Genomic DNA, 23,199 nt, shown 5'->3' with positions numbered 1-23,199 from the left:
GTTGAGCCAATCCTCAAGCCCACCTTAAGGATCAGCAGTACCCCCCTGACCAGCCACTTTCACCGGCGCCCCGCGCCTAGTCTGCGGCGGTGACCACCGAGGCAGCCGATTCCCCACTAGCCGCGTACCCCGCCCTCTCCGCCTACCTGCGCCAGACAGCGACGGCGGGGGAGCCGGACGCGCCGCCGATGCCCGCGGCCCCGCCCCGCCCCGCTCGCCGTGCCGCCGCTCCCGCCCCGCCCCTCCGCCTCAGCCCCGCCGCCCTCCGCTTCGGCATCCTCGGCGGAGCCCTCGCCGTTGTCGTGCTCTGGGGATTTCAGGCCGAGCCCTCCGCCCGGCTCGACGTGCTCTTCGCCACCGGTGCGCACCTCTCCGGGGTGCTGGCCGGGTACGGCGTTCTCGTCATGCTCTTCCTCATGGCCCGCGTCCCCGCGGTCGAGCACGGTGTCGGTGCCGATCGGCTTGCGCGGTTGCATGCGCTTGGTGGGCGTTATGTGCTCTCCCTGTGCCTGGGGCACGGGCTGCTCGCCCTCTGCGGGTATGCCGCCCACGCCGACACCGACCTCCTGAGCGCCTCCCGCGACCTGCTCGGCTACCCGGGGATCGCCCTCGCCGCCGTCGGCACCTCGCTGCTCGTCACCGTCGGCGTCACGTCCGCGCGGGCGATGCGCCGCCGCCTGCCGCACGAGACATGGCGGGCCGTGCACCTGCTGACCTACCTCGGCGCCGCCCTCGGCTTCGTCCACCAGCTCGCCGGGCCCGATGTCGCCGGCAGCGTCCTCACCCTGTGGCTGTGGTCGATGCTGCACGCCACCGTGGCCGTACTGCTCGTCTGGTACCGCATCGTCGTACCCGTGCGGCAGGCGCTGAAGCACAGCCTCCGCGTCCTCGACGTACGGGACGAGGGGCCCGGCGTCGTCTCCGTCCTCATGCAGGGCATCGGGCTCGACGAGCTGCGGGCCGAACCCGGCCAGTTCTTCCGCTGGCGCTTCCTGCGGCGCGGCCTCTGGCACACCGCGCTGCCGTTCTCGCTCTCCGCGCCCGTGCGGGACGACACCCTCCGGATCACCGTGAAGGCCATCGGCGACCACACGCGGCGGGTGCGGCGACTGAAGCGGGGCACCCGGGTGCTCGCCACCGGGCCCTTCGGCGCGCTCACCGCCCACCGGCGTACGCGGCGCAAGGTGCTGCTCCTCGCGGGCGGGGTCGGGATCACGCCGATGCGGGCGCTGTTCGAGACGCTGCCCGGCGGCCCGGGGGACATCACCCTGCTCTACCGGGCAGGCAGCGCCGAACAGCTCGTCCTGCGGGAGGAGCTGGAGGAGATCGCCCGCGGCAGGCAGGCGGGGCTGCACTTCCTGCTCGGCCCCTCCGACGCCTCCTTCGACCCCATCGCCCCGCAGGCGCTGCGCAACCTGGTCCCCGACCTTGCCGAGCACGACGTCTATCTCTGCGGACCGCCCGGCATGGCGGCCACCGCCACCACGGCGCTCGTACGGGCCGGGGTGCCCGAAGAACGCGTCCACGCGGAGTGCTTCACCTTCTGAGCCCCGGCCCATCCCCCTGAAAAGAAAGCGACATGGGACGTCACCGCAGACCCGTAGGCCCCGCTCAGGGCCCCACCCTCCAGGCACGCCGCAGGCTCACCGCGGCACTCGCGGGAGCCAGCGCGCTGCTCGCCACCGGCCTCACGCTCACCGTCGACCCGGCGGCCCCGCCCGCCCCCGACCGCACGCCCACCGGCATTCGGGCGCCGCAGGCGGCCCCGTAGAAGAAGGGTGCCGGGGGGCCGGGGGGAACCTCTGAAGACGCTCAACTCTCCCGGAATTCGTGGACGGCAAGATCACACCCTCCATAGGGTCGCGATCATGCCTGACATATCTCTGACCACCGTCGTCGTCCTCTGCGTCGCCGCGCTCGCGGCAGGCTGGATCGACGCGGTGGTGGGCGGGGGCGGGCTCCTCCTCCTGCCGGCCCTGCTCCTCGGACTGCCGGGCGGCACCCCGGCCGCCCACGCCCTCGGGACGAACAAGGCCGTCGCCATCGTCGGCACGACCGGCGCCGCGGTGACGTATGTCAGGAAGACACCCGTCGACGTACCCACCGCTGTGCGGATCGGCCTCGCCGCGCTCGCCGGATCGATGGGCGGCGCGTTCTTCGCGGCGGGGATGAGCACCGAAGTGCTCAAGCCCGTGATCATGGTGGTGCTGGTCGGCGTCGGGGCCTTCGTCATCTTCCGGCCCGCCTTCGGCACCGCGCCCGCCGCCGAGCCCGCCTCGCCCAAGCGCATCCTCGCCGCCATCGGTCTCGCGGGCCTCGGCATCGGGTTCTACGACGGGCTCATCGGACCCGGCACCGGCACCTTCCTGGTGCTCGCGCTGACCGCCGTGCTCCACCTCGACCTGGTCTCCGCCTCCGCCACCGCCAAGATCGTCAACTGCTGCACCAACGCAGGCGCCCTCGCGATGTTCGCCTGGCAGGGCGCGGTCCTGTGGCAACTGGCCGCCCTGATGGCCGTCTTCAACCTCGCGGGCGGCATGTTCGGCGCGCACACCGCGCTGAAGAAGGGCAGCGGGTTCGTCCGGATCGTGCTGCTGACCACCGTCTTCGGGCTTGTGGCCAAGATGGCGTACGAGCAGTGGATCGCGTAGCCCCGTAGCCGCAGCGCCCGAGGACGGATCAGCGCACGCGCGTCATGTGGGCGAACACCACGACATTGCCCTGATACCCCGTCTTCTTCGAGTAGCCGCCACCGCACGTGATCACTCGTAGCTCCGGCCTGTCCGCCGGCCCGTACACCTTCTTGTCGGGGAAGTGCTTCGCGTCGTAGACCTCGTTCGCGTCGACCGTGAACACCGCGACGCTGCCGTCCCTGCGCTCGATCTCGATGGTGCTGCCACGGGTCAGACCGCCCAGGTCGTAGAAGACGGACGGGCCGTCCGCGTTGTCGACGTGCCCCGCCACGATGGCGGTGCCCCGCTCGCCGGGCGTGGTCCCCGACTCGTACCAGCCCGCGAGATTCGTCTTCTTCGGAGGCGGTACGTCGAGACTGCCCCCTCGCGTGAGGCCGAGCCCCATGAGGGGCGCGTCGACCCGGATCGCGGGGATCCGGATCCGGTCGGGCGGGGACGGCGGGAGCGCCGCGGCGGCCGGAGCGTGCTCGGAACGGGGATGGGCCGTCGCGGCCTGCTCGGCGGACGGCTGGGGCGGCGTACGGGACTCCGTGCCGTTGTGCAGCAGCCACGCGCCGGAGCACAGCGCCAGCACGGTGACCGCCCCTATGGCGGAGTTGAGGGTCTTCCTGCGCATCAATGGACTCGTCCCCCTCGGGGTTCGGGGAGGCCGGTCCCCGCATCCCCCTCCGGATCCACGAGGGACCGGTGGACCCGGAGGGGGAGGGGGCTGGCGGTACCGGTGGACAGCGGAGGGTGTCCGTCAGATCCTGTCGCCTCTCGCCCGGCGGTGCAGGAGCCAGGTACCGCCCGCGGCGGCGACGGCAAGCGCCGCCACACCCGCCGCGGTCTGCACGGGATCGGGGCCCAGAGCGCCGCCGACCCCCGTCTTCACATGTCCCTTCGGAGCCACCGGCTGCTGTTCGGGGGCGGCGGCGGTGGAGGTGATCGTCACGACCAGATCGCCCGTCACCTGCTTGCCGCTCGCGCCGGATCCCGAGCACTTGGCGACGATCTCGTAGGTGCCGGGCTGCGCCGACGGCGGCACCTCGAACCGGCCGACCGCGTCCTCCTCGTGGTCCTCCTCCTGCGTGCCGGTGAGCGTGAAGGCGCCCGCACCCACCGCGCTCGCGTCGCCTGACGCGCTGCCTCCGCTGCCGCAGGCGGTGGTGTGCACGGTGACCGTGGTGCCGGGCGTGACCGTGGCCGGATGGATCTCCAGGCCCCCCGCGGCGGCGGCGGGGGGTGCCAGCAGACCCGCCGATGCGACGGCGAGCGCGGCGGTGGTCAGCAGACGGGCTTTGCGCATCGTGCTTGCTCCTCCGAGGGCCTTCAGAGGTACGGCCCGCGGCACCTCCGAGTGCCGCTGCGTCGGTCGAACCCCGCTCTACCGAGGTAAGTGGCACTCGGCGACGCACGCCTCCTGAGGAGCTGTCAGAAACCCTGCGCCGAGGCGTCTTCTGACACTTCGACGGAAACATTCCAGCAGGTCACCCGGCGTGTCGCGAGGAAGTGTCCGAAGGAGGTGATGGGCGCCTGTGAATGGGTGACTCGGCGCCGGTCTCAGATGGTGTCCCAGGGCACGTCGCCCTCGTAGACCCCCGCCAGAGTTCCCATCAGCTTCTCGTCGACCGCGAACTCCGTGGCGTCGATCCGCCGCACCGGTGCGATGCCGCGCGCGTTGGTGACGAAGACGGCCGTGTACGAGGAGAGGTCCGCGAGCGTCACCGGGGCCCGGCGTGTGGGCAGCCCGGCGGCCGCGAGGCGCGGTTCGAGGAGCTGCATGGTGATGCCGGCCAGGCAGGGGGCGTCGGGCCAGACGATCTCCGAACCGTCGTAGAAGGCGATGTTCGTGACGGCGCCCTCGCTGATCGTCCCGCCGGGCCCGGTGAGCAGCGCGTCATCGAAGCCCGCGCGCCGCGCGAGCTCCCCGTAGTGCGCCTGGCCGAAGCCGCCGAGGTGCTTGAGGTGCGGGAAGGGGCGCTGGTAGGGGACGGACTGCAGGGCCTGCGCGTCCCCGGGCATCGAGCCCGGCGCCCGGACGGTGACCATGACGGAGGGCTCGCCATCGGGTGCGTGGACGTGGACGCGTACGGAGGCGTCGGTGATGTCGTCGCGGAGTACGTGCCGGATGAGCCCGCGGACGTACTCGCCGTCGAGCTCCCGCCCGAAGATCTCGCGGCTGGCCGCGTCGAGCCGCTCCAGATGCAGCCCGAGCCCTCGCGCGGCGCCGCCCCTGACCTGCATCGCGGTGAAGTGCCCCGGAGCGCCGAGCGCGGGCCACAGCAGCCGGTCGGCGGTGGCGGCACGTCCGTCGATCTCAAGACGCTGCAGGGGCGCGGGGGTTGTCGTCATGGGCTTCACCGTACGACGCGGGGAGCGGGGGCGGTACGGAGAGCTTGGCGTGGGACTTCGGTGCGGCCGGGGGGCCTGACGGAACCCGGTGTGGCCTCACGTCGGCCCCCGGGACCGTGCGTCGACTGCGGTGCCGCCTCGCTCGGGACTTCGGCCGGTGGCCTCGCGTCGATCCTGGTGTGGCTTTGCGCGGGACGGTGTGGGGCGGCGTCGGGATCCGGGTGGCCTCGCACCGGGTCCCGAGCGGGGGGCGCGGTGCACTCCGGGTGGACCTTGATGCAGGCCCGACCGGGACTCGGATGGCCTCGCGTCGCCCCCCGGGGCACCGCACCGGGCGTCGATGCGGTCCCGAATGGGCCGGCGGTGTAATCCCGCGAGGCCCCCGTGCCCGAAGCCGCTTGACCTCAAGCAAGGTTGAGCAATGAAGCTCTCCTCATGACCCAGAACACCTTCGCCACTGACTCCCCGTCCACCATCACCCCCCTCCGCGTCGCCGTCATCATCGGCAGCAACCGCGAGGGCCGCTTCGGGCCGATCGTCGCCGACTGGCTGCTGGCCCGGCTCCGGGAGCGCGAGGACTTCGAGGTCGATGTCGTCGACCTCGCCGAGTCCCATCTGCCCACCGCGCTCTCCTACAGCCCCTCGCCCGATGTACTCGCCGAACTCGGCAAGGTCAGTCCGAAGCTGGCCGCCGCCGACGCCTTCGTCGTCCTCACCCCCGAGTACAACCACTCCTACCCCGCCTCCCTCAAGAGCCTCATCGACTGGCACCGCGCCGAGTGGGAGGCCAAGCCCCTCGGCTTCGTCTCGTACGGAGGGCTCTCCGGTGGTCTCCGCGCGGTCGAACACCTGCGCCCCGTCTTTGCCGAGCTGCACACGATGACCGTCCGCGACACCGTCTCCTTCCACAACGCGGGCGCCCTCTTCGCCGACGACGGCACCCACAAGGACCCGGCCGCCGCGAACGCCGCGGCCAAGGCGATGCTCGACCAGCTGAGCTGGTGGGGATGGGCCCTGCGCGGCGCCAAGGAGGCCCGCCCGTACGGCAGTTGAGAGGAGCCGCGGCCCCCGGAGGGTAGGCCCCCGGAGGGTAGGCCCCCGGAGGCTAGGCCTCCGGGAGGTGTACCGCCGCCACCGCGCCACCGCTCTCCGCGTTGCGCAGCTCCACCCGCGCCCCGATCACCTGCGCCTGGCCGAACGCGATCGTCAGGCCGAGGCCCGTACCCTGGCCCCGCTCACGGGCGCCGGTCTGGAAGCGCTGCGGGCCGTCCCTCAAGAGGCGCTCGGGGAAGCCGGGCCCGTGGTCGCTGACCGTGACCACGGGCCCGGCCACGCGCACGTCGACCGGTTCGGCACCGTGCCTGCGGGCGTTGGCGACGAGGTTGGCGACGATCCGCTCCAGGCGGCGCGCGTCGGTCCGTACGAGTGTGCCGCCCCCGTCCGGGCCGCACGCCGCCGCGAACCGCACGGCACACCCCGACCGCTCCGACCGCTGCACGATCCCCTCGGCCAGGGGGCCCAGCGGATGCGTATCCAGGTCGGGCCGCTCCACCTCCGCGTCGAGCCGCGCCACTTCGAGCAGGTCCTCGGTCAGGGTGCGCAGGGCCCCGACCCGGTCGCGCACCAGCTCCGTGGGGCGGCTCCGCGGCAGCAGTTCGGCCGCGGTGTGCAGACCGGTCAGCGGGGTGCGCAGCTCGTGGGCGACATCCGCGGTGAAGCGCTGCTCGGCCTCGATGCGCTGCTGGAGGGAGGCCGCCATCGTGTCGACGGCGGCGGCCAGTTCGGCGACCTCGTCCCGTGTAACCCTGCCGTTGCCGCCGCCCGGCGGACGCGGATGGTCGATACGGGCGTCCAGTTCACCCTGGCTGATCCGCCGCGCGGTGGCCGCCGCGGTCCGCAGCTCGCGGCTCAGCCGACTGGCGAGCGCGGCGCCGCCGAGCGCGGCGAGGATGACGACGACGGCGCCCGAGACCAGCAGCTGCCGGTCGAACTCGGCCATCTCGGCGGCCTGTTCGGTCAGCGGCTCACGGACGGACAGCACATGGTCGCCGACCGGCCGTGCCGCCCAGACGACGGGATCGTCGGCGCCCATGTCGAGGTAGGTGGTCCGCCGGCCGTCCAGCGCCGCGGTCCGCAGCGAGGCGGGAAGGCCGGGCGCGTCCAGGGCGGCATCGGTATGGGCGTCGCCGCCGGTGTCGACCTGCCCGGTCAGCTCGTACAGCTGGCGCACCCGCACCAGCTGGGCGGTCGCCCCGGACCTGGCGTTCGACGAGACCTGGTCGAGTCGCGCCTCGTGGACGAGAACGCCGATGGCGACGGCGACGACCGCGCAGCCGAGGGCGAGGAGGGCGGCGATCTTCCAGCGCAGACCGAGGGCGTTGAGCGCGGCGCGGGCGCGCCGGGCGATGGCCCTCATCCGGGGCCACCCGTGGCGCTCGGGGTGGGGGTAGGGGAGTGGTCCGCGTCCGGGTCCGGGTCCTCGTCCGGCGTCTTCTTGTGGTTCTTGTAGTTCTTGGTGTCGCTGACCGTGGACATCCGTACGCCGTCCCAGTGGAACCGCACGGCCTGCTGACCGCCGTCCGCGCACGAGCTGCGTACCAGCAGATCCGGACCGAGCGTCTCGATGCTCACGCGCTTCCCGGCGGTGAACAGGATGGGGTAGACGTGACCGTCGCGCTCCTTGTAGACGGAGAGAACGCTCCGGCCGCTCTCCGTGTCGGCGGCCACGAGCAGCTCGGGCTGACCGTCGCCGGTCAGGTCGACCAGCAGCGGTGGCCGCAGGCCGGGGTGTCCGGGGCGGTCGATCCCGCCGTGGTCGGCGAGCGGCTTCATCCGCGGGTCGGCCCGCAGGACCTTGCGGAAGTCCACCGCGCGGAGCCCGTCCTCGCCCAGCTTCGGGAGCCCCTCCAGGGCTTCCGGCGGCGGCTGGTGGGTGGCGGTCTCGGCGCCGGGCGCCTTGGACGACGTACTCGACCAAGCGGGCCAGAGCGGCTCGGGGCGCGGCTGCACGGACACGGACGGCGCGGGCTCACCGGCACCGAGCCCGTCCACGCTGCCGCATCCGGCCAGCACGACGGCCGCCACGGCGGCGAGGAGGGCGGCGCGGCGCAGGGGGCGGGGGTGGAGGCAAGAGAGGTTCATGGCTCTGTCGACGGTAGGAAGCGTCCATCACGGAAAACGGGACGTTGTGTAACAGAACGGGGTGAGTGGGGAGGGATCGCTGAGGTCGGGACCTTCGACCTGGCCGGTGGCCCCTGCCGGTCCCGGGCCGCAACCTGTACGAACGCGTGGTGCGCAGGGCGTGGCGGTAGCCCGGCTCGGGAGGGGCTCCGGAAGCTCCGGGAACGCCGAATGCGCTGCTCAAACGCCCGGCACCCGATCCGGTGGACTCCCTCACTCGTGCGAGCGAAGCGCGTGAACCACATGATCGCCAAGGGTGTTCGCTGTGGCACTCTCCGTGTGCACCAGTCGGTGCGCGAGTCGGTGCGTGAGCACCACGTCCTCAGCAGGAGTTGCCCCATGAGCCTTCGCCGTTCGCTGCCGGCCCTCGTCGGTGCCGTAGCCCTCACCCTCGGCCTCCCCGCGGCGGCCTCCGCGGCCCCTGCCGCACCGGCCGCCGCCATGAACCCCTGCGGGTTCTACGAGACCGGCAGCGACGCGTTCTACAACCACTGCACGAGCGACGGCTCGAACGTGGTCATCAAGGTGAAGGCGGCCTGGGGCCCCGACTACGAGCGCTGTGTGGGCCCGGGCAGGAGCTGGCTCGGAGCGGCGAAGAAGATCCAGGGCGCGCACTACCTCGGGCGCACCTGCTGACCTCCGTACGCGCACGCGCATGACAGCGGGCCAGGAGGGTGCGCAGGCGTGTGCATCCCCTGGCCCGCCGCTACGTCCGCTCCAGCCGCACTGCGCACACCTTGAACTCCGGCATCCGTGACACCGGATCGAGCGCGGGGTTCGTCAGGGAGTTCGCCCGCCCCTCGCCCGGCCAGTGGAACGGCATGAAGACGGTGTCGGAGCGGATCGAGCCGGTGATCCGCGCCGGGGCGACGGCCCGCCCCCGCCGCGAGACGACGGCCACCGGCTCGCCCTCCGCTATCCGCAGCCGCGCGGCGAGCCGCGGATGCAGCTCCACGAAGGGGCCGGGGGCGGCGGAGTTGAGCTCCTCGACGCGGCGCGTCTGGGCCCCCGACTGGTACTGCGCGAGGACCCGCCCGGTGGTCAGCAGCACCGGATACTCCGCGTCCGCCTCCTCGGCGGCGGCCCGGTGCACGACCGGCACGAACCGCGCCCGCCCGTCCTCGGTGGCGAACCGGTCGAGGAAGAGACGGGGGGTACCGGGGTGGTCCACAGCGTCCGAGCCCCCCTCAGCCCCCAAATCCCCCGCCGGGCAAGGCCAGAACACCCCCTCCCCGTTCCCCTCGCTCAGCCGTGCGTAGGAAATCCCCGAATAGTCCGCCGGCCCGCCCGCGCTCGCCCTGCGCAGTTCCTCGAAGACCTCCTCCGGGTCGGTCGGGAAGCCCTTGCCGTGGCCGAGGAGGGCGGCCAGGCCGTGGAGTACGTCCAGGTCGCTCCGTACGCCGGGCGGCGCACTCACCGCCCGGCGCCGCAGCAGCACCCTGCCCTCCAGATTCGTCACCGTGCCCGTCTCCTCGGCCCACTGCGTCACCGGCAGGACGACATCGGCCAGTTGCGCCGTCTCGGAGAGCACGACGTCCGCCACCGCCAGGAAGTCCAGGGACCGCAGCCGCTCCTCCACATGCGCGGCACGCGGCGCCGAGACGACCGGGTTGGAGCCCATCAGGAGCAGGGACTTGATGTCCCCGCCGAGCGCGTCGAGCAGTTCGTACGCGGAACGGCCAGGACCCGGGAGCGAGTCCGGGTCGACGCCCCACACCCCCGCCACATGCGCCCGCGCCGCCGGATCGGTCAGCTTGCGGTAGCCGGGCAACTGGTCGGCCTTCTGGCCGTGTTCCCGTCCGCCCTGCCCGTTGCCCTGGCCGGTCAGACAGCCGTACCCGGCCAGCGGACGGCCCGCGTTCCCGGTGGCGAGGCAGAGGTTGATCCACGCGCCCACGGTGTCCGTGCCCTTGGACTGCTGCTCGGGCCCACGCGCGGTGAGCACCATCCCGGCGTCGGCGTCGCAGAACATCCTCACCGCGTCCCGGAGCTGGGGCACGGATACGCCACTGATCCGCTCCACGTACTCCGGCCAGTGCGCCATCGCCGCCGCCCGCGCCTCCTCCCAGCCGCTCGTCCGCTCCTCGATGAACGCCTCGTCCACCCGGCCCTCGGCCACCACCAGGTGCAGCAGCCCGAGCGCGAGGGCCAGGTCCGTGCCGGGGCGCGGCGCCAGGTGCAGATCGGCCTGCTCGGCGGTACGCGTCCTGCGTGGGTCGATGACGATCAGCTTGCCGCCATTCGCCTTCAGCTCCGTCAGATACCGCAGCGCGGGCGGCATCGTCTCGGCGAGGTTCGAGCCGACGAGGATCACACAGCCGGTGCGCGGAATGTCCTCCAACGGGAACGGCAGTCCGCGGTCGAGCCCGAAGGCCCGCTGCCCCGCCGCAGCCGCCGACGACATACAGAACCGGCCGTTGTAGTCGATCTGCGACGTGCCGAGCGCCACCCGCGCGAACTTCCCCAGGGCGTACGCCTTCTCGTTGGTCAGCCCGCCGCCGCCGAACACCCCGCACGCGTCGGCGCCATGTTCCGTACGCGTACGGGACAGCCCCTCGGCGACGCGGCCGATCGCCTCCTCCCAGGTGGCAGCTTCGAGCCGGCCCGTGGCGTGGGACCTGATGAGTGGCTCGGTCAGGCGCACCCGGGAGGAGAGCACCGCGGGCGCCGTACGGCCCTTGCCGCACAGTGCGCCCTTGTTCACGGGGAACTCGGGGCGCTCCACGACCTCCACCCCGCCGGGGCCGTCGGTCAGGCCCATCCCGCATTGCAGCGCGCAGTACGGGCAGTGGGTCGGTGTCGCCTTGGTGTGCATACCGGACAGCGTCCGCCGTGCGTGTTACGCGGCCCGCCCCGCCGCGTTACACCGCAGGTACGCCCGCCTCAGCCGCCGCCCCGCCCCACTGTGAGGCCCCGCTCCGACCCGGCTGAGCTGCGGTGATCGCCCCGCACGGCGCCCCCTCAGCGCCCCGTCGCGAGCGCCTCCCGTACGCCCGGCTCCTTCGGCCCGAGGAAGTGCGGATCCGGCCGCAGCGTCGCGTCGAGCGCCGCCTTGCCCGCCGCGAACAGCTCCCGCGCGCCGCCGTAGTACCAGGTCGCGTCGTGCTTGGCGTCGACCCCGACGCCGTACGACGAGACGCCCGCCGCGCGGCAGAGCGCGACGGCCCTGCGTATGTGGAAGCCCTGGCTGATCAGGACCGCCCTGTCCACGCCGAAGACCTTCTTGGCGCGCACGCAGGAGTCCCAGGTGTCGAAGCCCGCGTAGTCACTGACGATCCGCCGCCCCGGCACACCGCGCTCGGTGAGATACGCGCGCATCGCGTCCGGTTCGTCGTACTCCTCGCGGCTGTTGTCGCCCGTGACGAGGACCACCTCGATCCGCCCCGCCTCGTACAGCTCGGCCGCCGCGTCCAGGCGGTGCGCGAGATACGGCGAGGGCTCGCCCTTCCACAGCCCGGCGCCGAAGACGACCGCGACCCGCGTGTGCGGCACGTCAGCCGTCGTACGCAACCGCCCCTCCGCCGTCACGAACAGCCATGTCGCGGGCAACAGCGCCAGCACACACACGGCCATGAAGACCTGCACCGCCCGCCGCTGCCCCCGCCGCGTCCGCGGCAGCCGCAGACCGCGCGACCGGGCCGCGAGCCCAAGCCGCCGGACCCAGCCCGGCACCCCCGGAACGCTGACCGCCGCCACCGCCCGCCGCATCCGCCCCCGCCGCATCCACCCCGGCCGCTCCATCCCGTACCCCCGTGCCCCCGCGCCCCACGCCGGATCCCCCGATCCGGTCACTGCCCACAAAGGTAAGCGACCCCACTGACAACGCCGGGTCACCCTCGGTGAGCCCCGCCGAAACGACCCGTCACCGGTACGCAACGCCACCGCAATAAGGTGCGGCCATCCTCGGTCCATGACGCCGTCGAACCCTCTTCGTGACGAGTCCGGCAGCACCCCTCTCGAAAGTACGGCGCAACTCATGGACCGGATCACCAGCCAGCTCGGCAGCCAGCTCAATCTCGTGTCGCTCGACGGCAGGCGCCGCCCCGAACCCGCGCCCGCCCTGGTCGTGGTCGCCCACGGCAGCCGTGACCCGCGCGCCCTGGCCACCGTCACGGCGCTCCTGGAACGGGTCCGCGCCCTGCGGCCCGGGCTCGCCGTGCGCCTCGGCCACATCGAGCTGAACGAGCCGCTGCTCCCCGACACCCTCGCCACGACGGCCGGCTCCGCCGTCCTGGTGCCGCTGCTGCTCAGCCGCGGCTACCACGTCAAGCACGACATACCCGAGGCCGCCGCCGCGGCTCCGCACCTCGCCACGCGCGTCGCCGCCCCGCTCGGCCCGCACCCCCTGCTCGTCGACGCCCTGCACGACCGGCTCGTCGAAGCGGGCTGGCCGACCGGGCCCGACGAGGCCGACCGGCGGTCCCGCGGTGTGGTCCTGGCCGCCGCGGGCTCCCGCGACCCCGACTCGGCCGCCGACACCCTGAACGCGGCGAAGCTGCTGTCGCGGCGGCTCGGCGTACCGGTCGTGCCCGCGTACGCGACGCCGACCGCGAGCTCCGCCCTCAGCGTGCCCGCCGCCGTGCGCGCCCTCGCCGCCCGCGGCCGCCACCGCACCGCCGTCGCCTCGTACTTCACGGCGCCGGGCCGCTTCGCCACCCAGTGCGCCGAGGCCGCCCCCTGGATCGCCGCGGCCCCGCTCGGCGCCCACCAGGCCATGGCCCGCCTCCTCCTGCACCGCTACGAACAGGCCCGCGCGACGGCCCCCCTCGCCCCGGCCGCCCCTGCCGTCCCGCAGCTTTCGCCCCGTCAGCTGGCCTCCGCCTGACGGCGGTCACAGGGCCCGGAAGCCCCCTTTGTCACTCCTTGCGTTTACTGTCGGTGCATGGAAGGCACTGCACCGAACGCGTACGACGACGAGGCGGTCCACGAGGCGGTCTACGACGAGGCCGCTGTCGAGCGATGGGCCGGCGAGCCGGACAAGAGGCCGGGACGCACCGCCTTCCAGCGTGACCGGGCGCGCGTCCTGCACTCCGCGGCGCTGCGCCGCCTCGCGGGAAAGACCCAGGTGGTCACCCCAGGGACGCGCAGCAACGAGGCGTGGGACGCCAGTGCCCGCACCCGTCTGACGCACTCCCTGGAGTGCGCGCAGGTCGGCCGCGAGCTCGGCGCCGCGCTCGGCTGCGACCCGGATCTGGTGGAGACCGCCTGCCTCTCGCACGACCTGGGCCACCCGCCCTTCGGCCACAACGGCGAGCAGGCACTGAACGAAGTCGCCGAGAGCTGCGGCGGCTTCGAGGGCAACGCCCAGTCGCTGAGGCTCCTCACCCGCATCGAACCGAAGCGCTTCGTCAGAAGCCAGGAGACGGACGAACTCGTCAGCGTGGGGCTCAACCTCACCCGCGCCGCCCTTGACGCCGCCACCAAGTACCCCTGGCCGCGCGGCGCCCACCCCACCGATCCGCGGTCCACCAAGTTCGGGGTCTACGAAGACGACCGGCCGGTCTTCGACTGGGTCCGCAAGGAGGCGCCAGGCCGCCGCACCTGCTTCGAGGCCCAGGTCATGGACTGGTCGGACGACGTTGCGTACTCGGTGCACGACATCGAGGACGGCCTGCACGCCGGGCACCTCGACCCGAACCTCCTGTACGCCGAGCCCGAGCGCCGGGACATCTTCGCCGTGGCCATAGGCCGCTACGTACCGGCGGACACCGACCCCGAAGAGCTCTCCCAGGCCCTGGACCGCCTCCTGGAACAGGAGTGGTGGCCGCACGGGTACGACGGCTCCGCCGTCGCCCAGGCCCGCCTCAAGGACGCCACAAGCCAGCTCATCGGCCATTTCTGTCTCGCCGCGGAGAGCGCCACGCGCGCGAGGTACGGCACGGGCCCGCTCACCCGGTACGCCGCCGAGCTGGTCGTGCCGCGCGAGGCCCGCCACGAGTGCGCGGTCCTCAAGGCCGTCGCCGACCGCTACGTGATGCAGCGCCCCGCCCAGGAGCGGCTCCGCGCCGACCAGCGCATCGTCGTCGCCGAGCTGGCCCAGGAGCTGACGGCACGCGCCCCCGAGGGACTCGACCCGCAGTTCCGGGCGCTCTACGACACGGCACCCGACGACCGCGCGGCCCTGCGCGTGGTCGTCGACCAGATCGCCTCGCTCACGGACGCCGCCGCGCGGTCGCTGCACGCGCGGCTCACGGCACGGCGGACCTGAAGCGAGCGGAACGCGGCGACCGACCACGGGGCGTGACGAAAACTGGCCGGATCGGGCCGCAACCCCTTCCCCCATCACGCTCCGTGCGGGACGCTCCCCCCTGACGGCAAGGCTTTGAGGAGGCATCAAGTGGTCGACGCGGATCAGACGTTCGTCATTGTCGGAGGAGGTCTCGCGGGCGCGAAAGCGGCCGAGACACTCCGGTCCGAGGGCTTCACCGGCCGGGTGATCCTCATCGGCGACGAACGCGACCACCCGTACGAGCGCCCACCCCTGTCGAAGGGGTATCTGCTGGGCAAGGAGGAGCGCGACAGCGTCTTCGTCCACGAACCCGCCTGGTACGCACAGGCGGACGTGGAGTTGCATCTCGGCCAGACCGTCGTCGCGATCGACCGCACCGCCAAGGCCGTCCACCTCGGTGACCGCGCCGTCATCCACTACGACAAACTCCTCCTCGCCACCGGCGCCGAGCCGCGCCGCCTGGACGTCCCCGGCACCGACCTGGCGGGCGTGCACCACCTGCGCCGCCTCGCCCACGCCGACCGGCTGCGGCACGTCCTCGCGGCCCTCGGCAGGGACAACGGCCACCTGGTGATCGCGGGGGCCGGCTGGATCGGCCTGGAGATCGCCGCCGCCGCACGGGAGTACGGCGCGGAGGTCACCGTCGTCGAGCCCGAGCCCACCCCGCTGCACGCGGCCATCGGCCCCGAGGTCGGCCAGATGTTCGCCGACCTGCACGCCGAGCACGGAGTGCGCTTCCACTTCGGCGCCCGGCTCACCGAGATCACCGGCCAGGACGGCATGGTCCTCGCCGCCCGCACCGACGACGGCGAGGAGCACCCGGCGCACGACGTGCTCGCCGCGATCGGCGCCGCCCCGCGCACCGGGCTCGCCGAGGCCGCCGGGCTCACCCTCGCCGACCGCGCGCACGGCGGAGGGATCGCGGTCGACGCCTCTCTGCGCACGTCCGACCCGGACATCTTCGCGGCGGGCGACGTGTCCTCCGTCCAGCACGGACTCTTCGACGCCCGGCTGCGCGTGGAGCACTGGGCGAACGCCCTCAACGGCGGCCCGGCGGCGGCTCGCGCGATGCTCGGCCGGGACGTGACCTACGACCGGGTGCCCTACTTCTTCTCCGACCAGTACGACGTGGGCCTGGAGTACTCCGGGTGGGCGCCCCCGGGGACGTACGACCAGGTGGTGATCCGAGGTGACGCGGGGAAGCGGGAGTTCATCGCCTTCTGGCTGAGCGAGGGACGGGTCCTCGCGGGGATGAACGTGAATGTGTGGGACGTCACGGATCCCATCCAGCAGCTGATCCGCACGGGCGCCCGCCCGAGCGTGGACGCCCTCGCGGACCCGGGCACGCCGCTTGCTTCGCTGGTCTCGTGACGGGAGTGTCGTAGCCGGGCCGTAGTATTCCTACGTGGCAGGCAGGATCAATGACGAGGACGTGAAGGCGGTTCGGGACGCGGTCCCGATCGACGCCGTGGTCTCCGACTACCTCCAGCTGCGGAATGCGGGCGGCGGCAACCTCAAGGGTCTGTGCCCCTTCCACGACGAGAAGTCACCGTCCTTCCAGGTCAGCCCGAGCAAGGGTCTCTTCCACTGCTTCGGCTGCCAGGAAGGCGGCGACACGATCGCCTTCGTGATGAAGATCGACCACCTCACCTTCTCGGAGACGGTCGAGCGCCTCGCCGCCCAGGCGGGCATCACGCTGCGCTACGAGGAGGGCGGGTACAACCCCTCCAACCAGCGCGGCGAGCGCATCCGCCTCGTCGAGGCGCACAAGATCGCCGCGCAGTTCTACGTCGAGCAGTTGGAGAGCCCCGAGGCGGAGATCGGCCGCAAGTTCCTGGCCGAGCGCGGCTTCGACCAGGCCGCCGCCGCGCACTTCGGCGTCGGCTACAGCCCGGCGGGCTGGGACCACCTCACGCGGTATCTGCGCGGCAAGGGCTTCACCGACAAGGAGCTGACCCTCTCCGGCATCTCCCAGGAGGGCCGCCGCGGCCCCATCGACCGCTTCCGCGGGCGCCTGATGTGGCCGATCCGCGACATCAGCGGCGAGGTCGTCGGCTTCGGCGCGCGCAAGCTCCGCGAGGACGACAACGGCCCGAAGTATCTGAACACCCCCGAGACGGCGATCTACAAGAAGTCCCAGGTCCTTTACGGGATCGACCTGGCCAAGAAGGAGATCGCCAAGACCAGCAGCGCGGTCGTGGTCGAGGGGTACACGGACGTGATGGCCTGCCACCTGGCCGGCATCACCACCGCCATCGCGACCTGCGGCACGGCCTTCGGCGGCGACCACATCAAGATCCTCCGCCGCCTCCTCATGGACAACGCGACGGCCGAGGTGATCTTCACCTTCGACGGCGACGCGGCCGGCCAGAAGGCCGCCCTGCGCGCCTTCGAGGACGACCAGAAGTTCGCCGCCGAGACGTCCATCGCGATCACTCCGGGCGGCATGGACCCCTGCGAGCTGCGCCTCGCGGAGGGCGACGTCGCCGTGAAGAGCCTGGTCGAATCCCGCACCCCGCTCTTCGAGTTCGCGATCCGGCAGATGGTCGTGCGGCACAATCTGGACACCCCGGCCGGGCGCGCGGCGGCCCTGGACGAGGCCGCGCCGATCGTCGCCGGCATCAAGAACATCTCCATCCAGCACGAATCGGCCGTCCAGCTCGCCGGGATTCTCGGCATCATGGACACCCAGTTCGTGGTCAAGCGCGTGGCCCAGCTGGCGCGTTGGGCCCGCGACCGGGGCGGCAGAGGCCCGGCCCCGCAGCAGCGCACGTACCAGAACCAGCAGTACGCGGCCTCGGCGCCGAGCGCGCACTCCGGGCCCGCGCTCACCCTGCGCAGCCCCGCCCACCGCACCGAGCGCGAGCTGCTCAAACTGGCTCTGCAGCGCCCGGAGCTGGTCTCCCCGGCCTTCGACGCGTACGGGGCGGACGAGTTCACCGCCCCGCCGTACGCCGCGGTGCGCCAGTGTGTCGAGGAGGCGGGCGGCGCCGAGGCGGGCATCCCGGAGTCGCAGAGCTATCTCGCCCGCGTCCTGGACGCGGCCCCGGACGACACGGTCCGCGCCATGGTCACCGAGCTGGCAGTCGAGGCGATCCTGCGCAAGCAGGTGGACGAGATCTACGCGGGCATGCAGCTCGTCCAGGTCAGGCTGCGCGCGGTCGACCGCCGCATCCGTGACGTCCAGGGCAGCCTGACCCGTCTCAGCGCCCAGGGCGACCCCGCGCAACTGGCGGCCGTGCAGAACGAGTTGTGGGTCCTCCAGCAGTACGCGCGAGCGCTGCGCGAGCGGGGCGCGGACGCCCTCTGAGGCGGCGCGCGGCCGGGGGCGCACTCAGGTCGGCCACGGCCCGGTATGCACCCGCGGGTTCGGGGTACCCGGGCGAGGTGTTCCCGGCGGTTCGCGGTCAGCGGATCCGCCGGTGCCGGGCTTGCCCCGGCGGCTCAGGGCGCACCTGAATCATGAACCGGGCACGGCCCCAGGGAAGTTGGGCCGACCGCGCTGACGGCGAACGGCCGGGCGCGGTGTAACCACGCGGTCACGGACCGGACTCAAAAAGTCCCCGCACGCCCCTCGTGGCGGCCGTGTGTCGTACCCCACACTGGGTTGCGGTGCCTGAGTCCTCGGAGCGCGGCCGGCCCGCGGACAGCGGATCCGACACACCCGCGATTCCACACATCGTGTTCGGGACGGACAGCGGCGAGGCCGTCGAAGCCGATCCCGCTGTACCGCTGCCGCACGCCTCAGCAGCGATCATCATGGAGGTCGCCCCCGTGCAGACCCAGACCCTCACCCAGACCGAGACCGCCGTGGCCGCGGAAGCGGAAGCAGCGGCGGTGAAGACGGAGACGGATGCGGACGTCATAGCGGCCGTACCGCCGCAGAGTCGCGCCGCACGGCACCCCGAGACGGTCCCAGAGGCAGTCCCCGAGAGCCCCGAAGCGGTCCCGGAGGCCACCGAGGCCCCGGAAGCGCTCGCACCCGACAGCGGCGAGCTGCTGCCCCTGCCCCCCGCGCCCCGCAGCCGCGCCGACACCGGCGGCCCCTCGTCCGACCTGTTCCGGCAGTATCTGCGCGAGATCGGCCGGATCCCCCTGCTCACGGCGGCGGAGGAGGTGGAGCTGGCGCGCGGGGTCGAGGCCGGGCTCTTCGCCGAGGAGAAGCTGCGCCTCGCCAGCGACCTGGACTCCCAACTCGCCCTTGACCTGGACAAGTTGGTCGTCGTGGGCCGGATGGCCAAGCGCCGTCTGATCGAGGCCAACCTGCGTCTGGTCGTCTCCGTCGCCAAGCGGTACGTGGGGCGGGGCCTGACCATGCTCGACCTCGTCCAGGAGGGAAACCTGGGCCTGATCAGGGCAGTCGAGAAGTTCGACTACGCACGCGGCTACAAGTTCTCCACGTACGCCACCTGGTGGATCCGCCAGGCCATGTCGCGGGCCCTCGCCGACCAGGCCCGCACCATCCGCGTACCCGTGCACGTCGTGGAGCTGATCAACCGCGTCGTCCGCGTCCAGCGCCGCATGCTCCAGGAGCGGGGCTACGAACCGACCCCCGAAGAGGTCGCCGCCCAGCTGGACCTGGCGCCCGAGCGGGTCAGCGAAGTCCTGCGCCTGGCCCAGGAACCGGTGTCGCTGCACGCCCCCGTGGGCGAGGAGGACGACGTCGCGCTCGGCGACCTCATCGAGGACGGCGACGCGACGAGCCCCGTCGAATCGGCGGCGTTCCTGCTGCTGCGCGAGCACCTGGAGGCGGTGCTCTCCACGCTCGGCGAGCGCGAACGCAAGGTCGTCCAGCTGCGCTACGGCCTGGCGGACGGCAGGCCCCGCACCCTGGAGGAGATAGGCCGGATCTTCGGCGTGACACGCGAACGCATCCGCCAGATCGAGTCCAAGACCCTCAACAAGCTGCGGGACCACGCCTTCGCGGACCAGCTGCGCGGCTACCTGGATTAGTCGACCTCGGCCACCGCCTGCGCGAACTGGGCGGCGTACAACCGGGCGTAAGCCCCCTGCGCCGCCAACAGGGCGTCATGCGTGCCCTGTTCGACGATGGACCCGTCCTCCATCACCAGGATGGTGTCCGCGTCCCGGATCGTGGAGAGCCGGTGCGCGATGACGAACGACGTCCGCCCGTGGGCGAGGCGCGCCATCGCCTTCTGGATGAGCACCTCGGTGCGGGTGTCCACGGAGCTCGTCGCCTCGTCGAGGACGAGGATCACCGGGTCGGACAGGAACGCCCGCGCGATCGTGATCAGCTGCTTCTCGCCCGCGCTGACCCCCGTGCCCTCGTCGTCGATCACCGTGTCGTAGCCGTCGGGCAGCGTGCGGCAGAAGCGGTCGGCGTGGGCCGCCCGCGCCGCCTCCTCGATCTCCTCACGGGTGACGTCCTTGGTCGCTCCGTACGCGATGTTCTCCGCGATGGTCCCGCCGAACAGCCAGGTGTCCTGGAGCACCATGCCGATGCCGGAGCGCAGTTCGTCGCGCGACATCCTCGCTATGTCGACCCCGTCGAGCGTGATGTGGCCGCCGGTGACTTCATAGAACCGCATAAGCAGGTTGACCAGCGTGGTCTTGCCCGCGCCGGTCGGCCCGACGATCGCCACCGTGTGACCGGGCTCCACCTTCAGGGACAAGTCCTCGATGAGCGGCTTGTCCTTCTCGTAGCGGAAGGACACGTGCTCCATCTCGACCCGGCCGCGCAGCTGCTCGGGGCGCTCGCCCGGCACCGGGTCGGCCTCCTGCTCGTCCGCGTCGAGCAGTTCGAAGACCCGCTCGGCGGACGCGACACCGGACTGCACCAGGTTGGCCATCGAGGCGACCTGCGTGAGCGGCATCGAGAACTGCCGCGAGTACTGGATGAAGGCCTGCACGTCACCGATCGACAGCGAACCCGACGCGACCCGCAGACCACCGACGACGGCCACGAGCACGTAGTTGAGGTTGGAGATGAAGAACATCAGCGGCTGCATGGCCCCGCTGTTGAACTGCGCCTTGAACCCGGCCTCGTACAGCGCGTCGTTCTGCTCGGCGAAGGCCTTCGCCGACTCCTCCTGACGCCCGAAGACCTTCACCAGGTTGTGCCCGGTGTACATCTCCTCGATGTGCGCGTTCAGCTTGCCGGTGGTCTTCCACTGCTGCACGAACTGCGGCTGCGAGCGCTTGCCGACCTTCGTCGCCACGAAGAACGACAGCGGCACGGTGACAAGCGCCACCAGGGCGAGCAGCGGCGAGACGTAGAACATCATCACCAGTACGCCGACGATGGTGAGCAGCGAGTTCACCAGCTGGCCCATGGTCTGCTGCAGGGTCTGGCCGATGTTGTCGAGGTCGTTCGTCGCCCGGCTGAGCACCTCGCCGCGCTGCCGCTTGTCGAAGTACGACAGGGGGAGGCGCGACAGCTTCTCCTGCACGTCGCCGCGCATCTTGAAGACGGTCTTGTTGATGGCGCGGTTCGAGAGCCGCGTCGAGACCATCATCAGCAGGCCCGCGATCAGGAACGTGCAGAGCGCGAGAAGCAGCACCTCGCCCACCGCGTCGAAGTCGATGCCCTTGCCCGGCGTGAAGTCGACCCCGGAGAGCATGTCGGCCATGCCGCCGTCGCCCTTGTCCCGCAGGCGCTCGATGGCCTGGTCCTTGGTGACCCCGGCCGGCATGTCACGGCCGACGATGCCCGCGAAGAGCAGGTCGGTCGCCTTGCCGAGGATCTTGGGGCCGAGCACGCTGAGCGCCACGCTGAGCACTCCGGCGCCGATCATCCCGTACATCGTGGTGCGTTCCGGCTTGAACTGCGCGAGGAGCCGCTTGCCGGACCCCTTGAAGTCCATGGACCGGGAGTCCGGTCCTGCCATCATCATCCGTCCGCCCGGACCGGCCATTACGCGGCCTCCGCTTCCGTCAGCTGGGAGAGCACGATCTCCCGGTAGGTCTCATTGCTCTCCATCAACTCGTGATGGCGTCCCGTCCCCACGACCCGGCCCTCGTCGAGGACGATGATGCGGTCGGCGTCCCGGATCGTCGACACGCGCTGGGCGACGATCACGACGGTCGCCTCGGCGGTCTCCTGGGACAGGGCGCGCCGCAGGGCCGCGTCCGTGGCGTAGTCGAGCGCGGAGAACGAGTCGTCGAAGAGGTAGATCTCCGGGCGCTGCACCAGCGTGCGCGCGATGGACAGGCGCTGGCGCTGACCGCCGGAGACGTTGGTGCCGCCCTGCGAGATGGGCGCGTTCAGGCCTTCCTCCAGGCCCTCGACGAAGCCCTTGGCCTGGGCGACCTCAAGGGCGTGCCAGAGCTCGTCGTCCGTCGCGTCGGGGTTGCCGTACCGCAGGTTGCTCGCGACGGTGCCGGCGAAGAGGTACGGCTTCTGGGGTACGAGGCTCACGGACCTCGTGAGCAGCGTGGGCTCGATCGTGCTCACGTCGACGCCCCCGACGAGGACTTGCCCCTCGGTGGTGTCGATCAGCCGCGGCACGAGGCTCAGGAGCGTCGACTTGCCGGCCCCGGTCGACCCGATCACGGCGGTCGTCTCACCGGGGCGCGCCTCCAGGTCGATGGACTTGAGGACGGGCTCCTCGGCGCCGGGGTAGCGGAAGCCGGCCGCCCGGATCTCCAGGTGGCCGTGGCTGCGCAGTTCGCGCACCGGGGAGGCCGGGGGCACCACGCTGCTCTCGGTGTCCAGGACCTCCTCGATGCGCTCGGCACAGACCTCGGCGCGCGGCACCATCATGAACATGAAGGTGGCCATCATCACGGACATCACGATCTGCATCAGATACGCGAGGAACGCGGTGAGCGCCCCGATCTTCATGCCGCCGCTGTCGATGCGGTGCGCGCCGAACCACACGACGGCGATCGACGAGATGTTCACGACCGTCATGACGATGGGGAACATCAGCGCGAGCAGCTTGCCGGTGCCGAGGGACACCTCGGTCAGTTCGGCGTTGGCCTGCCGGAAGCGGTCCTTCTCGTAGGTGTCGCGCACGAAGGCGCGGATGACGCGGTTGCCGGTGATCTGCTCGCGCAGCACGCGGTTCACCGTGTCCAGGCGCACCTGCATGGTGCGGAAGAGCGGCCTCAGGCGCCGCACGATCAGGCTCACGCAGATCGCGAGGACGGGCACGACCGCGATCAGGACGCCCGAGAGCGGTACGTCGAGGCCGAGCGCCATGACGATGCCGCCGACGCACATGATCGGCGCCGACACCATGAGGGTGAACGTCATCAGGACCAGCATCTGCACCTGCTGGACGTCGTTCGTGGTCCGGGTGATCAGGGAGGGGGCGCCGAACTGCCCCAACTCCCGTGCGGAGAAGGACTGCACGCGGTCGAAGACGGCCGCGCGTACGTCACGTCCGAGAGCGGAGGCGGTACGGGCGCCGTAGAAGACGGCGCCCACGTTGCAGATCACCTGGGCGACGGTGACGGCGATCATGATGCCGCCGAACGACAGGATGTAGCCCGTGTCCCCCTTCACGACACCCTCGTCGATGATGTCGGCGTTGAGCGTCGGCAGATAGAGCGAGGCGCAGGTCTGCAGGAACTGCAGCAGGACCAGCAACGCGATGGGCTTTTTGTACGGGCCGAGGTGGGCCCGCAGGAGTCGTATGAGCACGGGGTCTCTCGAGAGGCGTGGGCGGGGTTTCTGGCGGAGTCGCCCCCATACTCCGATACCGCCCCCGCCCATGTGCAACCGATTAAGCCATGACCCGGTAAAAAAATTGTCTGGGTCAAGAACTGGCCACAGTGAAAACTCGGCCGTCGAGTGGG

At 71.8% G+C, this 23,199-nt stretch carries 19 protein-coding genes; 10 read left to right on the top strand and 9 right to left on the bottom strand.

Features of this window, described 5'->3' with window-relative positions; all coding sequences use genetic code 11:
- Positions 1-89: 89 nt before the first annotated feature.
- The 3 genes from ACGFX9_RS03855 to ACGFX9_RS03845 all read left to right on the top strand — a co-directional run bounded on the left by ACGFX9_RS03855 (position 90) and on the right by ACGFX9_RS03845 (position 2,651).
- Positions 90-1,547 carry a ferric reductase-like transmembrane domain-containing protein gene (locus tag ACGFX9_RS03855; RefSeq protein WP_393464082.1) on the top strand — a complete coding sequence of 486 codons (1,458 nt, stop codon included), beginning with the start codon at positions 90-92 and terminating at the stop codon, positions 1,545-1,547.
- 32 nt (positions 1,548-1,579) lie between these two features.
- Positions 1,580-1,771 (top strand): hypothetical protein, encoded by a 192-nt coding sequence (locus tag ACGFX9_RS03850; RefSeq protein ID WP_393464079.1) that lies wholly within the window; start codon positions 1,580-1,582, stop codon positions 1,769-1,771.
- 97 nt (positions 1,772-1,868) lie between these two features.
- Entirely contained in the window at positions 1,869-2,651 is a 783-nt protein-coding gene (locus ACGFX9_RS03845) for a sulfite exporter TauE/SafE family protein (RefSeq protein ID WP_393464076.1), read from the top strand.
- Positions 2,652-2,679: 28 nt separating this feature from the next.
- On the opposite strand, the gene ACGFX9_RS03840 is transcribed toward ACGFX9_RS03845, so the two are convergent.
- From ACGFX9_RS03840 to ACGFX9_RS03830, 3 genes are all read right to left on the bottom strand, one after another.
- Positions 2,680-3,309 carry a class F sortase gene (locus tag ACGFX9_RS03840; RefSeq protein ID WP_393464073.1) on the bottom strand — a complete coding sequence of 210 codons (630 nt, stop codon included), beginning with the start codon at positions 3,307-3,309 and terminating at the stop codon, positions 2,680-2,682.
- 126 nt (positions 3,310-3,435) lie between these two features.
- Positions 3,436-3,981, bottom strand: a complete 546-nt coding sequence (locus ACGFX9_RS03835) for a hypothetical protein (protein WP_393464070.1) — start codon at positions 3,979-3,981, stop codon at positions 3,436-3,438.
- Positions 3,982-4,235: 254 nt separating this feature from the next.
- Entirely contained in the window at positions 4,236-5,027 is a 792-nt protein-coding gene (locus tag ACGFX9_RS03830; RefSeq protein ID WP_393464067.1) for an aminotransferase class IV family protein, read from the bottom strand.
- Positions 5,028-5,462: 435 nt separating this feature from the next.
- On the opposite strand from ACGFX9_RS03830, the gene ACGFX9_RS03825 reads away from it, so the two are divergent.
- A complete protein-coding gene (locus ACGFX9_RS03825) occupies positions 5,463-6,080 on the top strand; it encodes an NADPH-dependent FMN reductase (RefSeq protein ID WP_393464064.1) in 618 nt (205 codons plus the stop codon).
- A 52-nt stretch (positions 6,081-6,132) separates the two neighbouring features.
- Here ACGFX9_RS03825 and ACGFX9_RS03820 read toward each other — a convergent pair whose 3' ends face one another.
- Complete coding sequence (locus ACGFX9_RS03820; RefSeq protein WP_393464061.1) at positions 6,133-7,443, bottom strand: ATP-binding protein; 1,311 nt, start codon at positions 7,441-7,443, stop codon at positions 6,133-6,135.
- Positions 7,440-8,168 carry a hypothetical protein gene (locus tag ACGFX9_RS03815; protein ID WP_393464058.1) on the bottom strand — a complete coding sequence of 243 codons (729 nt, stop codon included), beginning with the start codon at positions 8,166-8,168 and terminating at the stop codon, positions 7,440-7,442. The genes ACGFX9_RS03820 and ACGFX9_RS03815 overlap by 4 nt, the downstream gene beginning before the upstream one ends.
- Positions 8,169-8,546: 378 nt before the next feature.
- Between ACGFX9_RS03815 and ACGFX9_RS03810 the strand changes: the two genes are divergently transcribed.
- Positions 8,547-8,843, top strand: a complete 297-nt coding sequence (locus ACGFX9_RS03810; protein WP_393464055.1) for a DUF6355 family natural product biosynthesis protein — start codon at positions 8,547-8,549, stop codon at positions 8,841-8,843.
- A gap of 70 nt (positions 8,844-8,913) precedes the next feature.
- Here ACGFX9_RS03810 and ACGFX9_RS03805 read toward each other — a convergent pair whose 3' ends face one another.
- Positions 8,914-11,022 carry a molybdopterin oxidoreductase family protein gene (locus ACGFX9_RS03805; protein ID WP_393464052.1) on the bottom strand — a complete coding sequence of 703 codons (2,109 nt, stop codon included), beginning with the start codon at positions 11,020-11,022 and terminating at the stop codon, positions 8,914-8,916.
- Between the two features lie 146 nt (positions 11,023-11,168).
- Complete coding sequence (locus tag ACGFX9_RS03800; RefSeq protein ID WP_393465607.1) at positions 11,169-11,780, bottom strand: vancomycin high temperature exclusion protein; 612 nt, start codon at positions 11,778-11,780, stop codon at positions 11,169-11,171.
- Positions 11,781-12,117: 337 nt separating this feature from the next.
- Between ACGFX9_RS03800 and ACGFX9_RS03795 the strand changes: the two genes are divergently transcribed.
- From ACGFX9_RS03795 to ACGFX9_RS03775, 5 genes are all read left to right on the top strand, one after another.
- Positions 12,118-13,032: a sirohydrochlorin chelatase gene (locus ACGFX9_RS03795; protein ID WP_393464049.1), complete on the top strand. Its 915-nt coding sequence runs from the start codon at positions 12,118-12,120 to the stop codon at positions 13,030-13,032.
- Between the two features lie 57 nt (positions 13,033-13,089).
- On the top strand, positions 13,090-14,415 hold the full coding sequence (locus ACGFX9_RS03790; protein WP_393464046.1) for a deoxyguanosinetriphosphate triphosphohydrolase: 1,326 nt from the start codon (positions 13,090-13,092) through the stop codon (positions 14,413-14,415).
- 129 nt (positions 14,416-14,544) lie between these two features.
- The gene (locus ACGFX9_RS03785) at positions 14,545-15,807 is read left to right on the top strand and encodes an NAD(P)/FAD-dependent oxidoreductase (RefSeq protein ID WP_393464043.1); all 1,263 of its coding nucleotides are present in this window, start codon (positions 14,545-14,547) and stop codon (positions 15,805-15,807) included.
- Between the two features lie 34 nt (positions 15,808-15,841).
- Positions 15,842-17,746 carry a DNA primase gene (gene dnaG / locus ACGFX9_RS03780; protein ID WP_393464041.1) on the top strand — a complete coding sequence of 635 codons (1,905 nt, stop codon included), beginning with the start codon at positions 15,842-15,844 and terminating at the stop codon, positions 17,744-17,746.
- 302 nt (positions 17,747-18,048) lie between these two features.
- The gene (locus ACGFX9_RS03775; RefSeq protein WP_393464038.1) at positions 18,049-19,389 is read left to right on the top strand and encodes an RNA polymerase sigma factor; all 1,341 of its coding nucleotides are present in this window, start codon (positions 18,049-18,051) and stop codon (positions 19,387-19,389) included.
- Here the strand turns inward: ACGFX9_RS03775 and ACGFX9_RS03770 are convergent.
- Positions 19,386-21,311: an ABC transporter ATP-binding protein gene (locus tag ACGFX9_RS03770; RefSeq protein ID WP_393464035.1), complete on the bottom strand. Its 1,926-nt coding sequence runs from the start codon at positions 21,309-21,311 to the stop codon at positions 19,386-19,388. The two genes, ACGFX9_RS03775 and ACGFX9_RS03770, sit on opposite strands and share 4 nt — an antisense overlap.
- Positions 21,311-23,044 carry an ABC transporter ATP-binding protein gene (locus ACGFX9_RS03765; RefSeq protein ID WP_393464032.1) on the bottom strand — a complete coding sequence of 578 codons (1,734 nt, stop codon included), beginning with the start codon at positions 23,042-23,044 and terminating at the stop codon, positions 21,311-21,313. The genes ACGFX9_RS03770 and ACGFX9_RS03765 overlap by 1 nt, the downstream gene beginning before the upstream one ends.
- Positions 23,045-23,199: the final 155 nt, after the last annotated feature.

It is taken from the genome of Streptomyces sp. NPDC048436 (assembly GCF_043200355.1).
In the GTDB taxonomy this organism is placed as follows: Bacteria; Actinomycetota; Actinomycetes; order Streptomycetales; family Streptomycetaceae; genus Streptomyces.
Note: the sequence above shows the minus strand (reverse complement) of the source record. Positions and strands in the feature narration are given on the sequence as shown.

Excerpts from the sequence above, each read along its gene's own strand:
- ACGFX9_RS03835 (WP_393464070.1), bottom strand. The coding sequence starts at position 3,981 with ATGCGCAAAGCCCGTCTGCTGACCACCGCCGCGCTCGCCGTCGCATCG.
- ACGFX9_RS03820 (WP_393464061.1), bottom strand. The coding sequence starts at position 7,443 with ATGAGGGCCATCGCCCGGCGCGCCCGCGCCGCGCTCAACGCCCTCGGT.
- ACGFX9_RS03810 (WP_393464055.1), top strand. The coding sequence starts at position 8,547 with ATGAGCCTTCGCCGTTCGCTGCCGGCCCTCGTCGGTGCCGTAGCCCTC.
- ACGFX9_RS03805 (WP_393464052.1), bottom strand. The coding sequence starts at position 11,022 with ATGCACACCAAGGCGACACCGACCCACTGCCCGTACTGCGCGCTGCAA.
- ACGFX9_RS03800 (WP_393465607.1), bottom strand. The coding sequence starts at position 11,780 with ATGGCCGTGTGTGTGCTGGCGCTGTTGCCCGCGACATGGCTGTTCGTG.
- ACGFX9_RS03795 (WP_393464049.1), top strand. The coding sequence starts at position 12,118 with ATGACGCCGTCGAACCCTCTTCGTGACGAGTCCGGCAGCACCCCTCTC.
- ACGFX9_RS03790 (WP_393464046.1), top strand. The coding sequence starts at position 13,090 with ATGGAAGGCACTGCACCGAACGCGTACGACGACGAGGCGGTCCACGAG.
- ACGFX9_RS03815 (WP_393464058.1), bottom strand. The coding sequence starts at position 8,168 with ATGAACCTCTCTTGCCTCCACCCCCGCCCCCTGCGCCGCGCCGCCCTC.
- ACGFX9_RS03825 (WP_393464064.1), top strand. The coding sequence starts at position 5,463 with ATGACCCAGAACACCTTCGCCACTGACTCCCCGTCCACCATCACCCCC.
- ACGFX9_RS03850 (WP_393464079.1), top strand. The coding sequence starts at position 1,580 with ATGGGACGTCACCGCAGACCCGTAGGCCCCGCTCAGGGCCCCACCCTC.
- ACGFX9_RS03830 (WP_393464067.1), bottom strand. The coding sequence starts at position 5,027 with ATGACGACAACCCCCGCGCCCCTGCAGCGTCTTGAGATCGACGGACGT.
- ACGFX9_RS03770 (WP_393464035.1), bottom strand. The coding sequence starts at position 21,311 with ATGGCCGGTCCGGGCGGACGGATGATGATGGCAGGACCGGACTCCCGG.
- ACGFX9_RS03845 (WP_393464076.1), top strand. The coding sequence starts at position 1,869 with ATGCCTGACATATCTCTGACCACCGTCGTCGTCCTCTGCGTCGCCGCG.
- ACGFX9_RS03840 (WP_393464073.1), bottom strand. The coding sequence starts at position 3,309 with ATGCGCAGGAAGACCCTCAACTCCGCCATAGGGGCGGTCACCGTGCTG.